This window comes from Micromonospora lutea, assembly GCF_016863535.1.
In the GTDB taxonomy this organism is placed as follows: Bacteria; Actinomycetota; Actinomycetes; order Mycobacteriales; family Micromonosporaceae; genus Micromonospora; species Micromonospora lutea.
The window spans coordinates 54,034-71,100 of the sequence record NZ_BOPB01000016.1 but is presented as its reverse complement, the minus strand read 5'-3'; the positions used below and the strand labels follow the sequence as shown (position 1 = coordinate 71,100).

Below are 17,067 nucleotides of genomic sequence, written 5' to 3'. Positions count from 1 at the left end.
GACTGTCGAATCAGTCTGGCGAAACGGGACAAGTCACCCGGGGTGTTCAACGGGAAGGTCACGACCACTTGACCACGTGTACGAATCCCCGTACCGTCACGCTCCGTAGCGACCGCTGGGAGAACCGAGCAGCACTGGAGTGTCCGAATGCCCTCTGAATACGCCAAGTCTCTGGGCGCCCGCCTGCGCTCCATCCGCCAGCAGCAGGGTCTGTCCCTGCAGGGAGTGGAGGAGAAGTCGAACGGGCGTTGGAAGGCGGTTGTGGTCGGCTCGTACGAGCGTGGCGACCGGGCCGTCACGGTGTCCCGTCTGGCCGAGCTGGCCGAGTTCTACCGCGTGCCGGTCTCGGAGTTGCTGCCCGACGGCAGCGGGGTACGGCACGAGCCCACCAGCAAGATCGTTCTGGATCTGGAGCGCCTCTACGACGAGGCCAGCGAGGATCTCGCCTACGTGGCCCGCTACGCGCGCGCTATCCAGCAGCAGCGCGGCGACTACAACGGCCGGGTGCTGTCGATCCGCGCCGACGACCTGCGCGCCCTCGCCATCGTCTACGACGCCTCGCCGTCCGGCCTGATCGAGCGGCTGACCGAGCACGGCGTGCTGGTCGCCGACCCGCGGGCGTTCTTCGCCTCCTGAGTCCAGCTCTCGAAAGGGCCCGTGCCGTCCGGCACGGGCCCTTTCGTCGCAGCGCCCCGGTGGCCTACGCCCGCCTCAGCGAGTGGCGTACTCGGCGATCCGGCCGAGCAGACCGTTGAGGAAGCGGGGGGAGTCATCGGTCGACATCTGCCGCGCCAACTCCACCGCCTCGCTGATCGCCACCGCGTCGTCGATCTCGTCGAGGTACAACAGCTCGTAGACGGCGATCCGGGCCAGGTTGCGGTCGACCACCGGCATCCGGTCCAGCGTCCAACCCTCGGCGTAGCTGGAGATCAGCTCATCGATCCGGTCCAGGTGCCCGGCCACCCCCTCGACCAGGCCGACCGCGTACCCCAGGTGTTCCGGGCGCGGCTTCTCGATCCGTTCGACGTAGCCCGCCAGCACCTCGACCGGCGGACGATCACGCAGGTCGGCCTCGAAGAGCACGTCCAACGCCCGTTTGCGCGCCTTGCGGCGCGCCGGCATCTGCTGCTTCGGACCCTCGGCCATCAGGCGCGGCCGAGGTAACGGCCGTCGCGGGTGTCGACCTTGATCTTCTCACCGGTGGTCACGAAGAGCGGGACCTGGACGGTCGCGCCCGTCTCCACCGTCGCCGGCTTGTTGCCACCGGTCGAGCGGTCACCCTGCAGGCCGGGCTCGGTGTAGGTGACCTCCAACACCACGGAGGTCGGCAACTCGATGTAGAGCGGTACGCCCTCGTGGGTGGCCACGATCGCCTCGGCCTCGGGCAGCAGGTAGTTGGCCGCCTCACCGACCGTCCCGCCCAGCACCGTGATCTGGTCGTACGTCTCCATGTCCATGAAGACGAAGTCCTCGCCGTCGGCGTAGAGATACTGCATCGTGCGCTTGTCGACGGTCGCCGTCTCCACCTTGGTGCCCGCGTTGAAGGTCTTGTCGACCACCTTGCCGGAGAGCACGTTCTTCAGCGTGGTACGCACGAACGCACCACCCTTACCGGGCTTGACGTGCTGGAACTCAACGACGGCCCAGAGCTCCCCGTCGAGGTTGAGTACCATGCCGTTCTTCAGGTCGTTGGTGGTGGCCATTTCCTGCCTTGATCATCAATTGGCGGACAGACCTGCCAAGTCTACTAGCCGCCGTGCGACCCACCGACCGCCGCCAGCCACCACCCGGCTCGGACGCCCATCACCCGCCCTGACCCGCACCGTCAGTGACAAACGATCCCAACCCCTGTCCCACCCGCACTCCCTTTGCTCTGCTTCAACCCACGCATCAGTCACTATGTGTCACTAATTCGTCGCAATGGTTCCTCCCCCCGGCTGCAACGACGCTGGTCAGCCACCAGTGCGTCAGTTGAAGCAGAGCAAAGGATGGAAAGGGGTACAGGGCAAGGAGCGGGCAACTCCACAGATAGTGAACATCACCGTACGTAATGGCGTCGGCGGGGCCGCGCGGGCACCCCGGGTGGGGTGGGCCTGAGGTGGGGTGGGCGTCAGGCGGAGTGGTCGCGGCGGTTGGCCAGGTGGTGCAGGTGGTGCAGGTGGTGCAGGTGGTGCAGGGCGAGACGGTAACCGTCCACGCCGAGCCCGCAGATCACGCCGGTCGCCACTGCCGAGACCACCGAGTGGTGACGGAACTCCTCCCGCGCGTGGATGTTGGAGATGTGCACCTCCACCAACGGGCCGCGCAGCATGGCGCAGGCATCCCGCACCGCGATCGAATAGTGCGACCAGGCCGCCGGGTTGAGTATCACGGCGGCGCCCTCGTCGGCGGCGGCGTGCAGCCAGCCGAGCAACTCGTGCTCGGCGTCGGTCTGCCGCACGATGACGTCCAGGCCCAGCTCCCGCCCGGTCGTCTCGCAGAGTTCCACCAGGTCGGCGTAGCTGGTCACCCCGTAGACGTCGACCTGGCGGGTGCCCAGCCGGCCCAGGTTCGGCCCGTTGAGGACATGGACCTTCATGGTCACCGGGACACCGCAGCGTAGGCGGCGTGGAGCAGGTCGTCGTCCGGGCCCTCGAGGATCGCCGGTCGGGCCAGCCCGTCGAGCACCACGAAGCGCAGTCGGCTGCCCCGGGTCTTCTTGTCGACCCGCATGGCGGCCAGCAGGTGCGGCCACGCGTCGGCGTCGTACGCCGTCGGGAGATCGAGTGCCGTCACCACCGCACGATGCCGGGACGCGGTGGCCGCATCCAACCGGCCCGCGAGGCGGGCCAGCTCACCGGCGTACACCAGGCCGACCGAGACCGCGTGGCCGTGCCGCCACCGGTAGCCCTCGACCTTCTCGATCGCGTGGGCCAGGGTGTGTCCGTAGTTGAGCACCTCCCGTACGCCTGACTCACGCAGATCTCCCCCGACCACGTCGGCCTTGACCCGGATGGCGCGTTCGATCAGTTCCCGGGTGACCGGCGCGGCCGGGTCGGTCGCGGCGGCCGGGTCCTTTTCGATCAGGTCGAGGATGATCGGATCGGCGATGAACCCGCACTTGACCACCTCGGCCAGGCCGGCGGTCAGGTCCACGGCGGAGAGACTGTCCAGCGCGGCGAGGTCGGCGAGCACGCCGGCCGGCGGGTGGAAGGCACCGACGAGGTTCTTGCCGGCAGCGGTGTTGATCCCGGTCTTGCCGCCCACCGCCGCGTCGACCATGCCGAGCAACGAGGTGGCCACCGGCACCCACCGCACCCCACGCAGCCAGCAGGCCGCCACGAAGCCGGCCAGGTCGGTGACCGCACCGCCACCGAGACCCACCACCGCGTCGGTACGGGTGAAACCCGCCTCACCCAGCCGGTCCCAGCACTGCGCCGCCACCTCGACATGCTTGCCTGCCTCGGCGTCGGGCACCTCGATCGGCAGGGGGGTCATGCCGGCCGCCGCCAAACCGTCGCCGACCGCCTCGGCCTGCTCCTTGAGGGGCGGCGAGTGCAGCACCGCCACCCGAGTGGCGTCGGGCAGCAGGCCGGGCAGCGCACCGAGCAGGTCGCGCCCGACCAGCACGTCGTACGGCCGCTCGCCGCCGACCGGGATCCGGGTCACCTCGTTCATCGTCCGGGAGCCTAGCCCACCGGCCGTCGCGGTGACCCGCTCCGCCGCCGGGTGCCCGAGGGGTGGAACGGAGGTTGCCGCCGCGGGCATCCGGCACCGGCAGCCGGATGTTAGGAAGGGCCCCTTCCTCTACCGCAGGCGTTAATAAGGTGCCCTTCCTTACGACTTCAGCAGGGGGACGAGTTCGGCGACGATCTCCTCGGGGGTGCGCCCGTCGGTGACCACGGTGACGGTGGCGACCTCGGCGTACAGCGGCCGACGCTGGTCCATCAGGTGCTTGAGGGTGGCCCGGGGGTTGATCGCCAGCAGCGGCCGCCCGGCGCCGAGGCCGACCCGCTTGACCGCGTCCGGCAGCTCGACGGAGAGGTGCACCACCCGGTGCCCGACCAACGCGGCCCGGTTCTCCTCGGCCAGCACCGCGCCGCCCCCGAGGGCGAGCACCCCGGAGCAGGAGACCAGCGCCGCAGCCACCGCCGCCCGTTCGAGGGTACGGAAGTGCGCCTCGCCCTCGTCGACGAAGATCTCCGGAATCGGCTTGCCCGCCACCCGTTCGATGTCGGCGTCGGTGTCCCGAAACTCGACGCCGAGCGCTTCCGCGAGACCCTGCCCGACGGTGGTCTTGCCGGAGCCGGGCGCGCCGACCAGCACACAGACCGGCCGGATCGTACCGGTCACCGGATCACCAGCGCGTCGAGGTAACCGGCCAGGTTGCGGCGCATCTCGGCGACCGAGTCGCCGCCGAACTTCTCCACCGCCGCCTCGGCCAGCACCAGCGCCACCATCGCCTCGGCGACCACGGCCGCAGCCGGCACCGCGCAGACGTCGGAACGCTGATTGATGGCGGTGGCCGGCTCGCCGGTGGTGATGTCCACCGTGGCCAGTGCCCGGTTCAACGAGGAGATCGGCTTCATCGCCGCCTTCACCCGCAGCGGCTCACCGGTGGTGATGCCACCCTCCAGGCCGCCGGCCCGGTCGGTGACCCGGCGAACGCCGGTGGCGGTGGGCATGATCTCGTCGTGTGCCTCGGAGCCGCGGGACCGGGCCTGCTGCCAGCCGTCGCCGATCTCCACACCCTTGATCGCCTGGATCGACATCAACGCGGTGGCCAGCCGGGCGTCGAGCTTGCGATCCCACTGGACGTGGCTGCCCAGGCCCGGGGGTACGCCGTACGCCAGCACCTCGACCACGCCACCGAGCGTGTCGGCGGCCTTCTTCGCGGCGTCGACCTCGGCGACCATCCGGGCGCTGGCCTCCGGGTCGAGGCACCGCAGCGGGTCGGCGTCGATGCGCTCGGCGTCCTCCGGCTGGGGCCGCAGACCCGGTTTGACGGCGACCGGGCCAAGCTCCACCACATGCGAGACGATCTCGATGCCGAGGGCCTGCTTCACCAGCGCCTTGGCCACCGTGCCGACGGCGACCCGGGCGGCGGTCTCCCGCGCGCTGGCCCGTTCCAGGATCGGCCGGGCGTCGGTGTGACCGTACTTCTGCATGCCGGCCAGGTCGGCGTGGCCGGGCCGGGGACGGGTCAATGGAGCGTTGCGGGCCTGCTGCGCCAACTCGTCGGGGTCGACCGGGTCGGCGGCCATCACGGTGCGCCACTTGGGCCACTCGGAGTTGCCGACCCGCACGGCGACCGGGCTGCCCAGGGTCACCCCGTGCCGCAGGCCACCGATGATCTCAATCTCGTCCTGCTCGAACGCCATCCGGGCGCCCCGGCCGTAGCCGAGTCGGCGGCGGGCCAACTCCCCGGCGATGTCGGTGGAGGTCACCTCGACACCGGCCGGCACCCCCTCCAGCAACGCGACGAGAGCGGGCCCGTGTGATTCCCCTGCGGTCAACCAGCGCAACACAGCCATGAGTCTGTCACGCCCGGTGTCCGCCACCCCGCGCCGCCCGCCGCGTCCCGCCCTACGGACGCGTCAGCACGGCGCGGGAGCGGACGGTCAGATGCCCCGACCGCGTCGGTGCAGGGTGCGCAGCACCGTGTCGGCGCGGACGACCCGCCCGGCGACCGCCAGGGCCAGGTAGGCCCGGGGCTCGCGCGGGTTGCGCCGGATGGTCCGCCGAGCCCAGCGCACCGCGCCCCGGGAGTCACCCGACGCGGCGCGGGCGAAGGCGATCTGGCCGGTCACCCGGGCCTGTCCGGCGGGCTGGCTGGCGAACTCGGGATAGCGGTCCAGCAGCCACTGCAACGCCTCGGAGATGGTGTCCCACCGCTGGGCGAAATACGACCGTTTGTGCCACCGCACCACCACGTACGGGGTGCGCAGGTTGACCAGCGGGGCGCTGCGGGCGGCCCGGAGCAGGAACTCGTAGTCCTCGGCGTAACTGCCCGGGATCTCCTCGTCGACGAGCCCGAACCCGTCACGCAGCGCCGCCGCCCGGATGAGGAAGGTCGACGGGTGCAGCTCGGTCATCCGGTCGCGCAGCAGCTCGGCCAGGCCGATCGAGTCGCGGTCCAGCACCCGCTCGACGGTGTGTCCGTCGTAGCTGACCCGGATGCCGCAGCTGACGAACTCGGCACCGGGCACCCGGGCCAACGCCTCGGCCTGGGCGCGCAGCTTGCCGGGCAGCCACTCGTCGTCGTCGTCGCAGAAGGCGACCAGCTCACCGGTGGCGGCCAGGGTGCCGGTGTTGCGGGCACCAGCCAGACCCGGGGTGCGGGAGTTGGTGACCACCCGCACCGGTCGGTCCGGGGCGGACAACTCGGTCAACGACCGGTCCGGTTCGGACTGGTCGTACACCACGACCACCTCGACCGGACCCGGGTAGTCCTGCGCGACGATCGCCCGTACCGCGGCCCGCAGCAGCTCCGGTCGGTTGCGGGTGGGCACGATGGCACTCACGCTCGGGTACGCGCTCACAGCTTCCGCCTTCCGTTCGGGCCGGGTCCGCGCCACGGCCGCCACCAGGGTCGGTGGTGCCGCTGCGCGGCGGCCACCAGGTCCTCGACGATCAATCCCACCCGCCGCACCGCGGCACGTCGCCCGTCGGCCGCGTCGGCGTCCACGGCGACGGTGAACCGGGAGCGGTCCGCCAGGCCGGTGGCCAGCGTGTCCAGCAGCTCCTGCCGGGACTCACAGAGCGCGACCAGGCCGGCGGCGCCGAGCCGGCGGGCGAACAGCAGCTGGTGGTCGTCGACGTGCTCACCGCGGTTCGGGTCGCGGGGCACCACGATCGGCAGGTGCCCGTGCCGGCGGGCCTCCAGGATGGTGGCCGGGCCGCCGTGACAGACCACCAGGTCGGCCCCGGCCATCGCCGCCTGCAACTCGGCGTGGCCGAGGAACGGCACCGCGTCGGGCAGGTCGTCGGCCCGGGTGTGTCCGTGCTGCACGGTCAGCCCCACCGTACCGCCGACCGTGCTGTGCCACTGGGCCAACCAGGTGACCAGCCGGTCGAACGGATGTTTGTCGGTGCCGACGGCCACCAGCACCTGCGGTCGGCCGTCCCGGGCCGGATCGCGTTGCTCCGGTACGCGTACCGTCGGCTCGTCCTGGGCCGGGCGGGGCCGCACCGGCGTGCTCCGGTGTCCGTCACCGGCCGCGTCGCCGCTCACAGCAGCGTCCCCACGACCGTGGCCTCCGGGTACTGCCGGCGCTGCTCCTCCCACTGCACGAGCATCGCCGACAGGAACGGACGGCACAGCCGGGCGGTGAGCGTCGGTGTGTCGATCCGGTCGTAGACCTCGATGTAGACGGTCGGAATGCGACGCAGCCGGGCGAGCACCACGAACGGCACCGCCACACCCGCGCCGGTGGTGACCACCGCAGCGACCCGTCGCCGACGCAGCACCCGGACGGCCAACCACGCGTTGCGCAGCAGGTTGCCCAGGTGGCGGGTGGTGGGATGGTACGCCGGTACGACGTCCTCCCCGGCGAGCAGCGACAGCGCCTCCGGTGTGTCGAAGGTGACCCAGCATCGTCGCCAGGTCTCGTACCAGGGCCGCAGCGCGAGCAACTGCGCCAGGTGCCCTCCACTCGAACCGACCAGCAACAGCACCGGCTGTTGATCGGCTCCCATGATGGTGTTGTCCACGTGACTCCCCACAAGTCCGCTTGACGTATCGGTCAGTTGTGTCGTGTCTGGATGGTGTCCAGCAGGGCGGGATGCAGCGCCGGGTTCCAGCCGGCGCCGGCGTTCGCCAGCCGCCAGGTCCGCAGCCACATCTCCAGCAGGTAGGCGTCGGCCACCAGTCGCTGCCGTGCCCGGTCGAGTCCCAGCGCCTCGCCGTGCCGCAGCAGCCACGTGTCGACCTGTCGCGCCGCCTCGGCGGCCGGTTCACCGCGTACCACCAACGCGCGCTGGAACGCGTCGTGGGCCAGGTCGAAGCCGAGGGGCACGTCCGGCCCGCTGTGCTCCCAGTCCCAGGCGATGAGTTCCCCGCCGTCCCGGCCGAGGTTCCACGGCACCCAGTCGCCGTGCCAGTGGCCGAACTCGACGGCGACGTCCGCGTGCCGGCGGGCCAGGTCGGCGACGGCCGCCGACGCTCGGTCACCGACGGTGTCGACGGCACCTCGTGCCTCGGCGGTCAGCCGGGCGAGGAACGGTGAGCCGGCCAGCGGCCGGGCCTGCGCCGGTGGACGACCCCGCCGGGCCACCGCGAGCAGCGCCGCGACATCGGGTGCCGTGTCGACGGGTACGCCCCGGATCCGCGCCGGCAACGGCTCGACCACCGCCACCGCCTGCCCGGCCCACGCGAACTCGGTGAGCAGGCGTGGCGTGCCGGGGTGTCCGGCCGTCCCGGCCAGCCCGGCCACGTCCCGTAGCGCTGCGGCCTCGGCGGTGACCAGCGCCCGCGTGGCGTCGTTCCAGCCGATCTTCGCGTACCCACGTGGTTCACCTCGGCCGTCGAACAGTTGCAACGTCGGCTTGTGGTTCGGGTCCGGTGGACGCACCCCGCAGGCCGCGTGGACGGGCGCGCCGAGTTCGGCACCGACCCGCTCGGCGAGCAGCACCTCCGCCGGGTCGAGCCCGGTGGGCAGCGCCACGGTCAGCGCCGGAAAGGGTGCCCGGTCCACCGCACCGACCCGGGCCGCCACGCCGAGCACCGCCCGCGCCGCCCGCAGCTTCGCCGGTCGAAGGGCGTTGTACGACAGCAGTGCCGCCGCGGCGACCCGGGGTGAGCCCAAGGGCAGCAGGAAACGCGCCCGGGCCACCGACGGCACCACCGCGTACCGGGCCACGACGGTGTGCCCGGCCGGCGGATCGGCGTCCACGGTCACCGCGACCCGGGAGTCGGAGAAGACCGCCCGGGTGACCCAGCCCAGCCCGTCATCGCGGCAACGGGGGTCGCCCGCGGTCGTGGCCGAGGCGGTCACGCGACGCGGTCCGGCCAGTCGAGGCGCAACCCCAGCCGCTGCCGCAGGGCCTCGTTGTGCGGGCGGTAATACTCCGTCAACTCGGCGCGCAACGTCGGCTCCAGGGGCGCGGAACGCCGATCGTTGTAGACCTTGAAGTCGGGCAGGTCGAACGAGGGCAGGCCGAGGAACTCCAGGGTCCGCCGGTAGGTAGCCCGCGCGTCCCGGTACAGCTCCTCGCTGGGCAGGAAGAGGATCTGCTCCCGGTCGAAGCGCTCCAGCCACGGGTGCAGGTGCTCCAGGTACCGGCCGCGGGCCCGGTAGGTGTACCAGTCGTAGGGCTCGCTGAAGTACTCCGGCTCGGCGATCAGCCGCTCCCGCTCCCCTGCCGTGCGCTCCGGCTCGGCGGCCAGCGCGGCCGCGAAGTCGAGCGGCTCCACGCCGTTGGTCCGCCGTTCCTTCCAATGCGAGTAGGCCCGCTCCACCGGGTCGCGCAGCAGCACGATCAGCCGCACCGAGGGCATCAACGCGGACACCCGCTCGGCGGCCAGCGGGTGGAACATGTACAGCGGGGCGGCCTCGCCGACCCGAACCGGACCACCGTGGCGGTTCTCCAGCGCCTCCCGGTGCCGCACGGTCGGGAAGTGCGACCGGTACCACGCCTCGCCGCGACGCCAGTGCTCCTCGAAGTAGTGCGAGGACTTCGTGTTCCAGGCGGGAAAGAGCCGAGGCACCAGCGGATGCTGGATCAGGTAGTTCCACAGCGAGGTGGTGCCGCCGCGTTTCGTGCCGATGATGAGAAAGTCCGGCAGTGGCCGGCGGTCGCTGGTGCGTACCCCGTAGTCGACGAGGCTTTCCCGTACCCGGTTCGTCACCTGGGTCGGCACCAACTGCTTCACCCGGTCCCGAATGGACGACACGACGAACTCACCTGCCCTTCAACGTCCGTGGCGGGTCGCCGGCCGGCGACCCGCCACGGATCTGCACCATGGTCACCCGGATGCCGCGCCGCACCCGGGGCAACGTCAACAAGCCGACGCAGACGGTGGCGAGGGTGACCACCGCGAACATCAGCCCCGCGATGCCGCGTCCCGCCACCGCCAGGCCGGCCACCGCCGCCAGCCCGACCCCCGCCACGGTGGCCGCCGCCGCGGTCAGCATCCGGGCGTCCACCAGGGGTTGGCGCACCACCAGCCGGGCGAAGGTGGCCGCGCCCAGGTTCTCGGTCACGATGCCAGCGGCCCAGGCCACCGCCGCGCCGGTCGCCCCGTGGGCGGGGATCAGCGCCAGTCCACCGCCGACGGTGACCAGCAGCCCGGCCAGCGCCGCGACCAGGTGCAGGCCGCTGCGCCCGCCCATCAGCAGCAGGCTCTGCACATTGCCGACCCCGGTGTTGACCAGCATCGCCACGGCGAGCACCGTCATCGCGGCGGCGCCGGTGGTGAATTCCGGGCCGAACAGCGCCAGGAAGGCCGGCGCGAAGACGGCGAGCAGCAGGTACACCGGCCAGGAGAGCACCAGACCCCAACTGGTCAGCTGCCGGTGCACCGCTGCGGCGGCGGCCCGCTCCCCCCGGCCGAGCAGCCGCGACAGCTGCGGGGAGACGGCCACTCGCAGCCCCTGCATGGCGAGTTGACCGGCGAGGACGTAGCGGCCGACCGCGCCGAAGACACCGGCGTCGGCCGGGCCCGCCAGGGCCGAGGTGAGCAGCACTCCGATCCACATGCTGCCCGCGTCGATCGCCGCCGAGGCGGCGCGGGGCAACGCGAACCGCCAGAACGTGGGCCAGTCGCCGGGCTCCGGGCGTAGCTGGGCACCAGCGCCGATGCCGAGTGGCCCGGCGACCAGGATCAGGCACACCAGCAGCGCCAGGGCGGCGGGCACCAGCCAGCCACCCATTCCCGCCAGCAGTCCACCACCGGTGAGCACCGCCGCACCGACCAGCAGCGGCCGGGCGACCGGCAGCAGCAGGAACTGCACCGAGACGTAGGCCCGCATCGGTCGTACGCAGCGCACGACGGCCAGCAGCAGGTTCATCGCGACCACCACGGGTACCGCCGCGAAGGTCACCACCAGCAGTGGCCCGCCCGCCGGACCCAGCAGCCGGCCGGCGAGCGGCCCGGCGACCAACGCCCCGCCCACCGCTACCAGCACGGCGACCAGCAACGGCGGGATCAGGGCGACCGGCAGCACCCGAGCACCGTCGCCGGACACGCCGGTGCGTCGCCGGGGCAGCGCCCAGATCAGGCCGGTCTCCGCACCGAGGGTGCAGATCGCGGCGGCGACGGTGACCACGCCGATCGCGGCGAAGAACGAGCCCGCTCCGGTGGTGCCGTAGCCGCGGGTGATGACCACCGCGAGCACGAAGCCGAACAGGCCGCTGGTCGCCGCGCCGAGCAGACCGGCCACTCCGCTGCGGGTACTGCGTCGGGTCTCGGCCGCGCCGTCCACCGCCGTCGCGGCGCCGGGCGCACTCGACGTACGGCCGGACCCCTCCCCCGCCGGGGGGCTGGTGGTGGCCGTCATGCCGGCACCACCGCCGCCTGCCGTGGCCCCCCGCCCGGTGAAATGCGGCGTTCCCGTTCGGAGAGAGCGATCGAGAAGGCCACCGCGAAGAAGGCCACCGCGAGGTTCTGATTGGCCATCCCGTAGAAAGGCACCTGCACCAGGCAGATCACCGGGACCACGGAGAGCCACTGCCCGGCCGCCGAGCGGGCCCGGGCGCAGATCAACGCGGCGGCGACGAACCAGGCCAGGAAGCACAGCAACGCCGGTACGCCGTGACTGAACAACACCATCCAGAGCTGCCCCTGGGTGCCGATCGGCGCATCTGCGGAGACGGTGTCCACCTCCATCGGCGCGCCGTAGCCCAGCCAGGGCGAGTCACCCACCCGACTCAGGACCTCGGAGTAGAGCGAGAGCCGGTCGGTGTTGGTGTCGCTGGACTCGACCCGATTGCCGATCATGTCGGCGACCGGGATGAACAGGGTGGCGACCCCGCCGAGCACCACCATTCCGGCGATGGAGGCGGCCACCCGGGTGTTGCCGCGTACCGCCGCCCGCACCCCGAGCACGGCCAGGCCGACGCCGAGGCTGAGGAACATCGCCCGGTTGAGCGTGAAGAACGCCGGAACCAGCGACACCGGCAACGACGCCAGCAACACCCACCGCAGCAGGCCCCGTCGGCGCAGCATCGTGTACGCGACCACGCACGGCAGGGTCATCGCGTACGCGCTGCCGTAGTTGTTGGTGTACGCGTACGGTGCCGCCGGCCGGTAGATCGGGTTGAGCGACCGGGCACTGTATTCGGCGGTGTTCAGGTGGACCATGTCGCTGATGAACGGCACCCCCGACACGCCCGACGGCAGCAGCGCCTCGACCGGAGTGCTCATCTCGAAACGCGGTGTCAGCACGCCGAGCCAGCCCAGGGCGACCAGTCCGAACCAGAACGCGCACAGCGGCACCAGCACGACGGCCTGGTCGGGGCGTTCCCGGGCGACGGTGTAGACGTAGACCGCGACGACCAGCGCGGTGAGGTAGAACGCCAGCCGCAGCACGAAGGTCGGCAGCGAGGTGGGCGACGTCAGCCGGCTCGCGCTGGCCACCACGATGGCCAGGAAGAGCAGCCAGATCCCGGTGGCCGGTGGCAGCGGCACGCGGCCCCGCGTGGCCAGCAACGTGAAGAGCAGGGCGCCCAGCAGCGGCCAGCCGAGGTAGAAGCTGCCGGCCACCCACCAGAGCGGGACGAGCCCGAACATCGCCGCCAACGGCCACAGCGGCAGTCGGGGCGGCACCGCCGGCGCAGGTGGCGTGGCGGCACTGGCCGGGAGGGGCGGCTCGGTGGTCGCCGGGGCGCGGGTGACCGGCACGCCTCAACTCCGCCCGCTGCGGCACAGGACGAACCCCAGCGGGTTGACCCCGGCCGCCCGCAGCCGCTCCGCGAGTCGGCGCAGGTCGGCCTGACGGGTGCGGTCGCGTTCGACCACGACCACGGCGGTGCCCTGTCGGGCCATCGCCACGCCCCGCTCGTCGGCCTCGGCCGGCGGGGCGTTGTACAGCACGAGGCGGTGGTCGGCGCCCTGCCGCCAGGTGCCGAACCGCACCGTGCCGGCACCCACCACCACCTGCTCGTCGCCGGCGGCCCGTCCGTTCTCGGTACGGCCGGCGGTCTTGGCGACACGGGGCAGGGTGAGCGTCGCCTCCGGATCGGTCGACGGTCGCGCGCCGATCGGATGTGGTGAGGGGCGTCGGGTGATGACCTCGGTGGGACCGTCGTCGACGTCGGTCGGTGCGGTGCGGGGCTTGGGTACGACGGGTCGGGTCGGGTCGAGGCCCGCCGGCAACCGGTCCCGGTCGGTGAGCACCGCGGCCCGCAGCCGGTCGACCCGGCCGCTGTCGTCGGCGACGAAGACCTCCCGCCCGGCCACGGCGAGGGCGACCGCGAGCCCGGCGGTGATCACGGTGGCGTCCTCCCGGGCGGTCAGCACGGCGACCCGGGCGGGTTGGCGGACCCGTTCGGCGACGGCCATCGCGACGTAACGGACGTCGGCGTCGACCGCCCGACCGCGCAGCCCGGACCGGCGGACGGTGCCCAGCAGCGGCAGGCCGGTGCTGTCCCGGGCATCGGCCACGCTGCGGATACGTCGGTCCACCGACTCCCACAGGAAGGCGAGAACCAACCCGACCACGGTCCCACCGAGGAGTCCGCCGGCCAGCAGCAGCGACGAGTTGCCGGCTGCGGTGGCCAGCGTCCGCTCGGCGCTCCGGGTGACCCAGCCCGGGTTCACGTCGACCGCGGCGATCTCCGTCCGGGCGGAGCTGAGCTGGGTGAGTTGGTTGTTGATTCCGCCGAGTTCGGCGACCGCGGCGTTGGTGGCGGCGGTGTCCCGGGCGTTGTTGATCCTGCGCTGCACGGTGTTCCGCTGGGCGATGATCTTCTCGATGCTCTCGTCGTACGACCGCAGCATCTCCTCGCGCTGCTTCTCGTACATGCCGCGCCGGACGTCGAGGTAGCTCTGCGCGGCCAGGTTGGCACCCGCCACGGCCTCCTCGGCGTCAGCGGCCTGGTAGATGAAGCGCAGGATCTGGCCACCGGCGGGCACCTCGACCTCAAGGCTGTCGCGTACCGTGCGCTGATCCGAATCGAACGTGGCGGCCAGCTTCGCGACGACTTCGGTGCCGGTGGCGATCCCGCTCTCCACGTTCATGTTCACCGCCCGGTCGGCGGCGGCGCCACTGGGTGTGAAGGCGTCGGTGACCACCGGTCGGACCGCCACCACGGCGTTCGCCGTCACCGTGCCCGGCGCCACCAGCACGTAGCCGACCGCGGCGAGCAGTCCACAGAGGGCCACCGCCGCGACGAGCCGGATCCGGTGCAGCGGAACCCGCACCATGTCGGTGATCGTGACACTGCGGGGCGGGGCGGCGGTGGAGCCGTCACCGGTCCAGGGGCTGGGCGCGGCATCAGTCATGAAACTTCTTCGCTATCTGTTGTGGATTGCCGATCACCACGACCCCGGGCGGCACGTCCGTACGGACCACCGCCGCAGCACCAACGACGCTGTCCCGGCCGATCCGCACCCCCTTCATGACCAGCGCGTGCGCGCCGATCCAGACGTTGTCCTCGACGGTTATCGGCGCCCGGGTGGCGGGGCCGGGCGGGTCGTGCCGGCGGTCGGGGGCAAGGTTGTGGAAGTCGTTGTCGAGGAACTCGCAGTCCGACAGCAGGCACCGGTCGCCGATGGTCACCGAGGTCCAACTGCCGATCCAGGTCGCGTTGAGCAGACAGTTGGCGCCGACGCGCACCTCCCCGGGCCCGGCGAAGCGGACCAGTTTGTTCAGTCGGGTGTGCGCGCCGATGCTGACCCGTACGCCACGCCGCAGCCGGATCCGACCCCGGATCTCCACCCCCGCGCCCAGTTGCAGTCGCGGATAGCGCAACCGGTACCAGCCACGCTTGACCGCGAAGACGGTACGCACGACGAATCCACGCCGAATGCCGGTCAACGAGCCTCCCCACTTTCCTCGGGCCGGCGGCGGGATACCGCGCGCCGACCCGAGGTGAACAAACTACCGAGGTTTCGTTACGAACGGTGAACGCTAGGGAACTGAAAAGAACATCGAGGCGGTCGACCAGCTCAGCTCCGGCGTCGCCTCCGCGATGAGCGTCGACTCGGCGCCGGTGACCGCCGCGGCGGGAGCCAGGGTCGGATCGAACGGCACGCTGCGCAGCGACCCGTTGGTCGCCCCGTAGACGATCTTCCCGTCCACCCAGGCCATGCCACGCACGGCGGACCAGGTCACGCCGGTGGTCGGCAGGACGAACTCGGTGGCGCCCAGGTAGCTGCCGTCGATCTCGAAGTAGCGGTAGTAGAGGTTGTTGGCCCCGCTGCGGGTGTAGTACAGCCGGCCGTCCAGGTAGAACGCGCCGGTCAACAGAGCGGGGTTGTACCAGTCGTTGTAGCCGGAGGCCTCCCACGGCCCGCCGATCGTGGTGCCGTTGAACAGCGAGATGTCGATCCGGCTGCCGGTCGGCGTGCCGGAGACCGTGTGGGACCAGTAGATCCGGTCGTCGACCAGCCAGGTCGCGCCCGCGTCCGTGTAGTTGGCCTGGCTGACCACTGTGGCGTTGGCGGCGTCCAGCGCGGTGCCGTCGAACGGCACCCGAGCCACCTCGCCGGAGCCGACGTTCAGGTGGAGGTGGCCGCTGCTGCCCGTGGGCGGGTTCTTCGGCGTGATCGTGCGCCCGCCGTTGAGCGGGAACACGCCGAGCCGGCCATGGTACTCGTTGCCCATGCCGTCGGAGTTGTGACCGAAGTAGAGGCCGTGCGTGCCCCGCCACAGCACCGGCACCGACGACCCCCAGGAACTGGCCCCCGAGGGCAGGGCGGAACCGCCGCTGCGGCGCGGGTTCCAGTTCACCGGCATTCCGGTGGCCGGGGTGACCGCGCCGATGCCCAGCCGGTCGATGGCGCCGTTGCCGGCCCGGTCGCTGGCGTTCGGATTGTTCAACCAGCGGAAGTGCCCGCCGAGGTAGATGATGTTGTCGGCGACCTCGACCGAGGTGATGGTGTCGTTGCCGGTGAAGTTGACCCAGGTGGCGACCTGGTTGGGGCCCCGGGCGGCGGTCTCGAAGCGCACCAGGGCGTCGCAGTAGGCGCTCGGCCAACCGGAGCCGCCGTTGGTGCCGACGACGAACCAGGTGCCGTCACCGCCGAACCGGACATCCTGCACGTAGTGCACGAACGTCGCCGGGCTGGCGCAGGGCGGCACGAACCGCTCGGTGCTCCAGTCGATGACGCTCGGCGTGCCGGTGAGGTCGACCAGCGCCATCTGGTTGCGCGACAGGTCGTTGACGTAGAGGAAGTTGCCGCCGACGACGAGGGTGCCGCCGTCCGGGGAGACGTCGATGGCCCAGACGTACATGCTGGTGCCGTGCCGGCCGACGCTGGTGTTGATGTTGAAGCTCGGGTCGATGGCTCCGGTCGTGGCGTTCAACCGGCCGAGCCCCGCGTGCGCGGTGCCGTTGAGCCAGTTGAACGCTCCGGCCACGTAGAGCCAGTTGCCGTGCAGCACCATGTCACGCACCGTGCCGCCGTCGGAACGACCGACCCAGCTGTCGATGATCATGCCGGTTGAGGGTTCGAGTGCCACCAGGTTGCGGCGCGACACACCGTTGACGTTCTTGAAGGCCCCGCCGACGATCAGGGTTCCGCCGGGGCCGGCGATGAGCGAGTTGACCGCGCCGTCGAGCACCGGCAGGAACGCCGTGGAGATCGTCCCGCTGGTCCGGTCGTACGCGAAGAGGTAGCTGCGGGCGGTCCAGGCCGAGCTGGCCGTCTGACGAATCTGCGTGAAACTGCCCCCGACGAAGACCGTGTTTCCGATCTCGGCGAAGGCGCGAGCCTCGCCATCACGGGCATGTGGGGTCTGGTCAGCCGGGTTGGCCGAGACCAGGGTCGCCGGCTCGGGCACCGGGACCACGGCTGCGGACGCCGCGGTGGGCACCGCCAGTACGGCCGCGACGGTCACCATCGCGACCGTCGCGGCCCCGCTTCGATGCCGACGGATGGAACGCCACGACAAGGAGAATCTGGGCACGCTGCGCCTCCAG

Annotated in this window: 17 protein-coding genes; 1 reads left to right on the top strand and 16 read right to left on the bottom strand. The window is 71.6% G+C overall.

The features are described from left to right. The first annotated feature begins 147 nt into the window (after window positions 1-147). Complete coding sequence (bldD, locus tag Vlu01_RS16740; protein ID WP_007458348.1) at window positions 148-636, top strand: transcriptional regulator BldD; 489 nt, start codon at window positions 148-150, stop codon at window positions 634-636. Window positions 637-711: 75 nt separating this feature from the next. Here the strand turns inward: bldD and nusB are convergent, their stop codons facing one another. From nusB to Vlu01_RS16660, 16 genes are all read right to left on the bottom strand, one after another. Continuing rightward, complete coding sequence (gene nusB, locus Vlu01_RS16735) at window positions 712-1,122, bottom strand: transcription antitermination factor NusB (RefSeq protein WP_196222524.1); 411 nt, start codon at window positions 1,120-1,122, stop codon at window positions 712-714. Window positions 1,123-1,145: 23 nt separating this feature from the next. Continuing rightward, complete coding sequence (efp, locus tag Vlu01_RS16730; protein ID WP_204000242.1) at window positions 1,146-1,703, bottom strand: elongation factor P; 558 nt, start codon at window positions 1,701-1,703, stop codon at window positions 1,146-1,148. 407 nt (window positions 1,704-2,110) lie between these two features. Then, complete coding sequence (gene aroQ, locus Vlu01_RS16725; RefSeq protein WP_204000444.1) at window positions 2,111-2,578, bottom strand: type II 3-dehydroquinate dehydratase; 468 nt, start codon at window positions 2,576-2,578, stop codon at window positions 2,111-2,113. Window positions 2,579-2,580: 2 nt separating this feature from the next. Next, the gene (gene aroB / locus Vlu01_RS16720) at window positions 2,581-3,657 is read right to left on the bottom strand and encodes a 3-dehydroquinate synthase (RefSeq protein WP_204000239.1); all 1,077 of its coding nucleotides are present in this window, start codon (window positions 3,655-3,657) and stop codon (window positions 2,581-2,583) included. A 159-nt stretch (window positions 3,658-3,816) separates the two neighbouring features. Continuing rightward, on the bottom strand, window positions 3,817-4,320 hold the full coding sequence (locus Vlu01_RS16715; RefSeq protein ID WP_204000441.1) for a shikimate kinase: 504 nt from the start codon (window positions 4,318-4,320) through the stop codon (window positions 3,817-3,819). A gap of 8 nt (window positions 4,321-4,328) precedes the next feature. Next, window positions 4,329-5,507 (bottom strand): chorismate synthase, encoded by a 1,179-nt coding sequence (gene aroC, locus Vlu01_RS16710; RefSeq protein WP_204000236.1) that lies wholly within the window; start codon window positions 5,505-5,507, stop codon window positions 4,329-4,331. Between the two features lie 93 nt (window positions 5,508-5,600). Further along, window positions 5,601-6,521 carry a glycosyltransferase family 2 protein gene (locus Vlu01_RS16705; RefSeq protein WP_204000234.1) on the bottom strand — a complete coding sequence of 307 codons (921 nt, stop codon included), beginning with the start codon at window positions 6,519-6,521 and terminating at the stop codon, window positions 5,601-5,603. Further along, window positions 6,518-7,171: a glycosyltransferase gene (locus Vlu01_RS16700; RefSeq protein WP_204000438.1), complete on the bottom strand. Its 654-nt coding sequence runs from the start codon at window positions 7,169-7,171 to the stop codon at window positions 6,518-6,520. Before Vlu01_RS16700 ends, Vlu01_RS16705 begins: the two co-directional genes overlap by 4 nt. A 38-nt stretch (window positions 7,172-7,209) precedes the next feature. Continuing rightward, window positions 7,210-7,677 carry a glycosyltransferase family protein gene (locus tag Vlu01_RS16695; RefSeq protein WP_166457947.1) on the bottom strand — a complete coding sequence of 156 codons (468 nt, stop codon included), beginning with the start codon at window positions 7,675-7,677 and terminating at the stop codon, window positions 7,210-7,212. Window positions 7,678-7,724: 47 nt separating this feature from the next. Then, a complete protein-coding gene (locus Vlu01_RS16690) occupies window positions 7,725-8,975 on the bottom strand; it encodes an amino acid adenylation domain-containing protein (RefSeq protein WP_204000232.1) in 1,251 nt (416 codons plus the stop codon). After that, on the bottom strand, window positions 8,972-9,874 hold the full coding sequence (locus tag Vlu01_RS16685) for a sulfotransferase domain-containing protein (RefSeq protein WP_204000230.1): 903 nt from the start codon (window positions 9,872-9,874) through the stop codon (window positions 8,972-8,974). The genes Vlu01_RS16690 and Vlu01_RS16685 overlap by 4 nt, the downstream gene beginning before the upstream one ends. Window positions 9,875-9,881: 7 nt before the next feature. Beyond that, window positions 9,882-11,480 (bottom strand): lipopolysaccharide biosynthesis protein, encoded by a 1,599-nt coding sequence (locus Vlu01_RS16680; RefSeq protein ID WP_204000228.1) that lies wholly within the window; start codon window positions 11,478-11,480, stop codon window positions 9,882-9,884. Further along, window positions 11,477-12,712, bottom strand: coding sequence for an O-antigen ligase family protein (locus Vlu01_RS16675; protein WP_239095951.1), 1,236 nt, complete (start codon window positions 12,710-12,712; stop codon window positions 11,477-11,479). The genes Vlu01_RS16680 and Vlu01_RS16675 overlap by 4 nt, the downstream gene beginning before the upstream one ends. Window positions 12,713-12,826: 114 nt before the next feature. Next, on the bottom strand, window positions 12,827-14,425 hold the full coding sequence (locus tag Vlu01_RS16670; RefSeq protein ID WP_204000226.1) for a lipopolysaccharide biosynthesis protein: 1,599 nt from the start codon (window positions 14,423-14,425) through the stop codon (window positions 12,827-12,829). Further along, entirely contained in the window at window positions 14,418-14,960 is a 543-nt protein-coding gene (locus Vlu01_RS16665) for an acyltransferase (protein ID WP_204000224.1), read from the bottom strand. The genes Vlu01_RS16670 and Vlu01_RS16665 overlap by 8 nt, the downstream gene beginning before the upstream one ends. Window positions 14,961-15,053: 93 nt before the next feature. Further along, on the bottom strand, window positions 15,054-16,988 hold the full coding sequence (locus Vlu01_RS16660) for a hypothetical protein (RefSeq protein ID WP_204000432.1): 1,935 nt from the start codon (window positions 16,986-16,988) through the stop codon (window positions 15,054-15,056). Window positions 16,989-17,067: the final 79 nt, after the last annotated feature.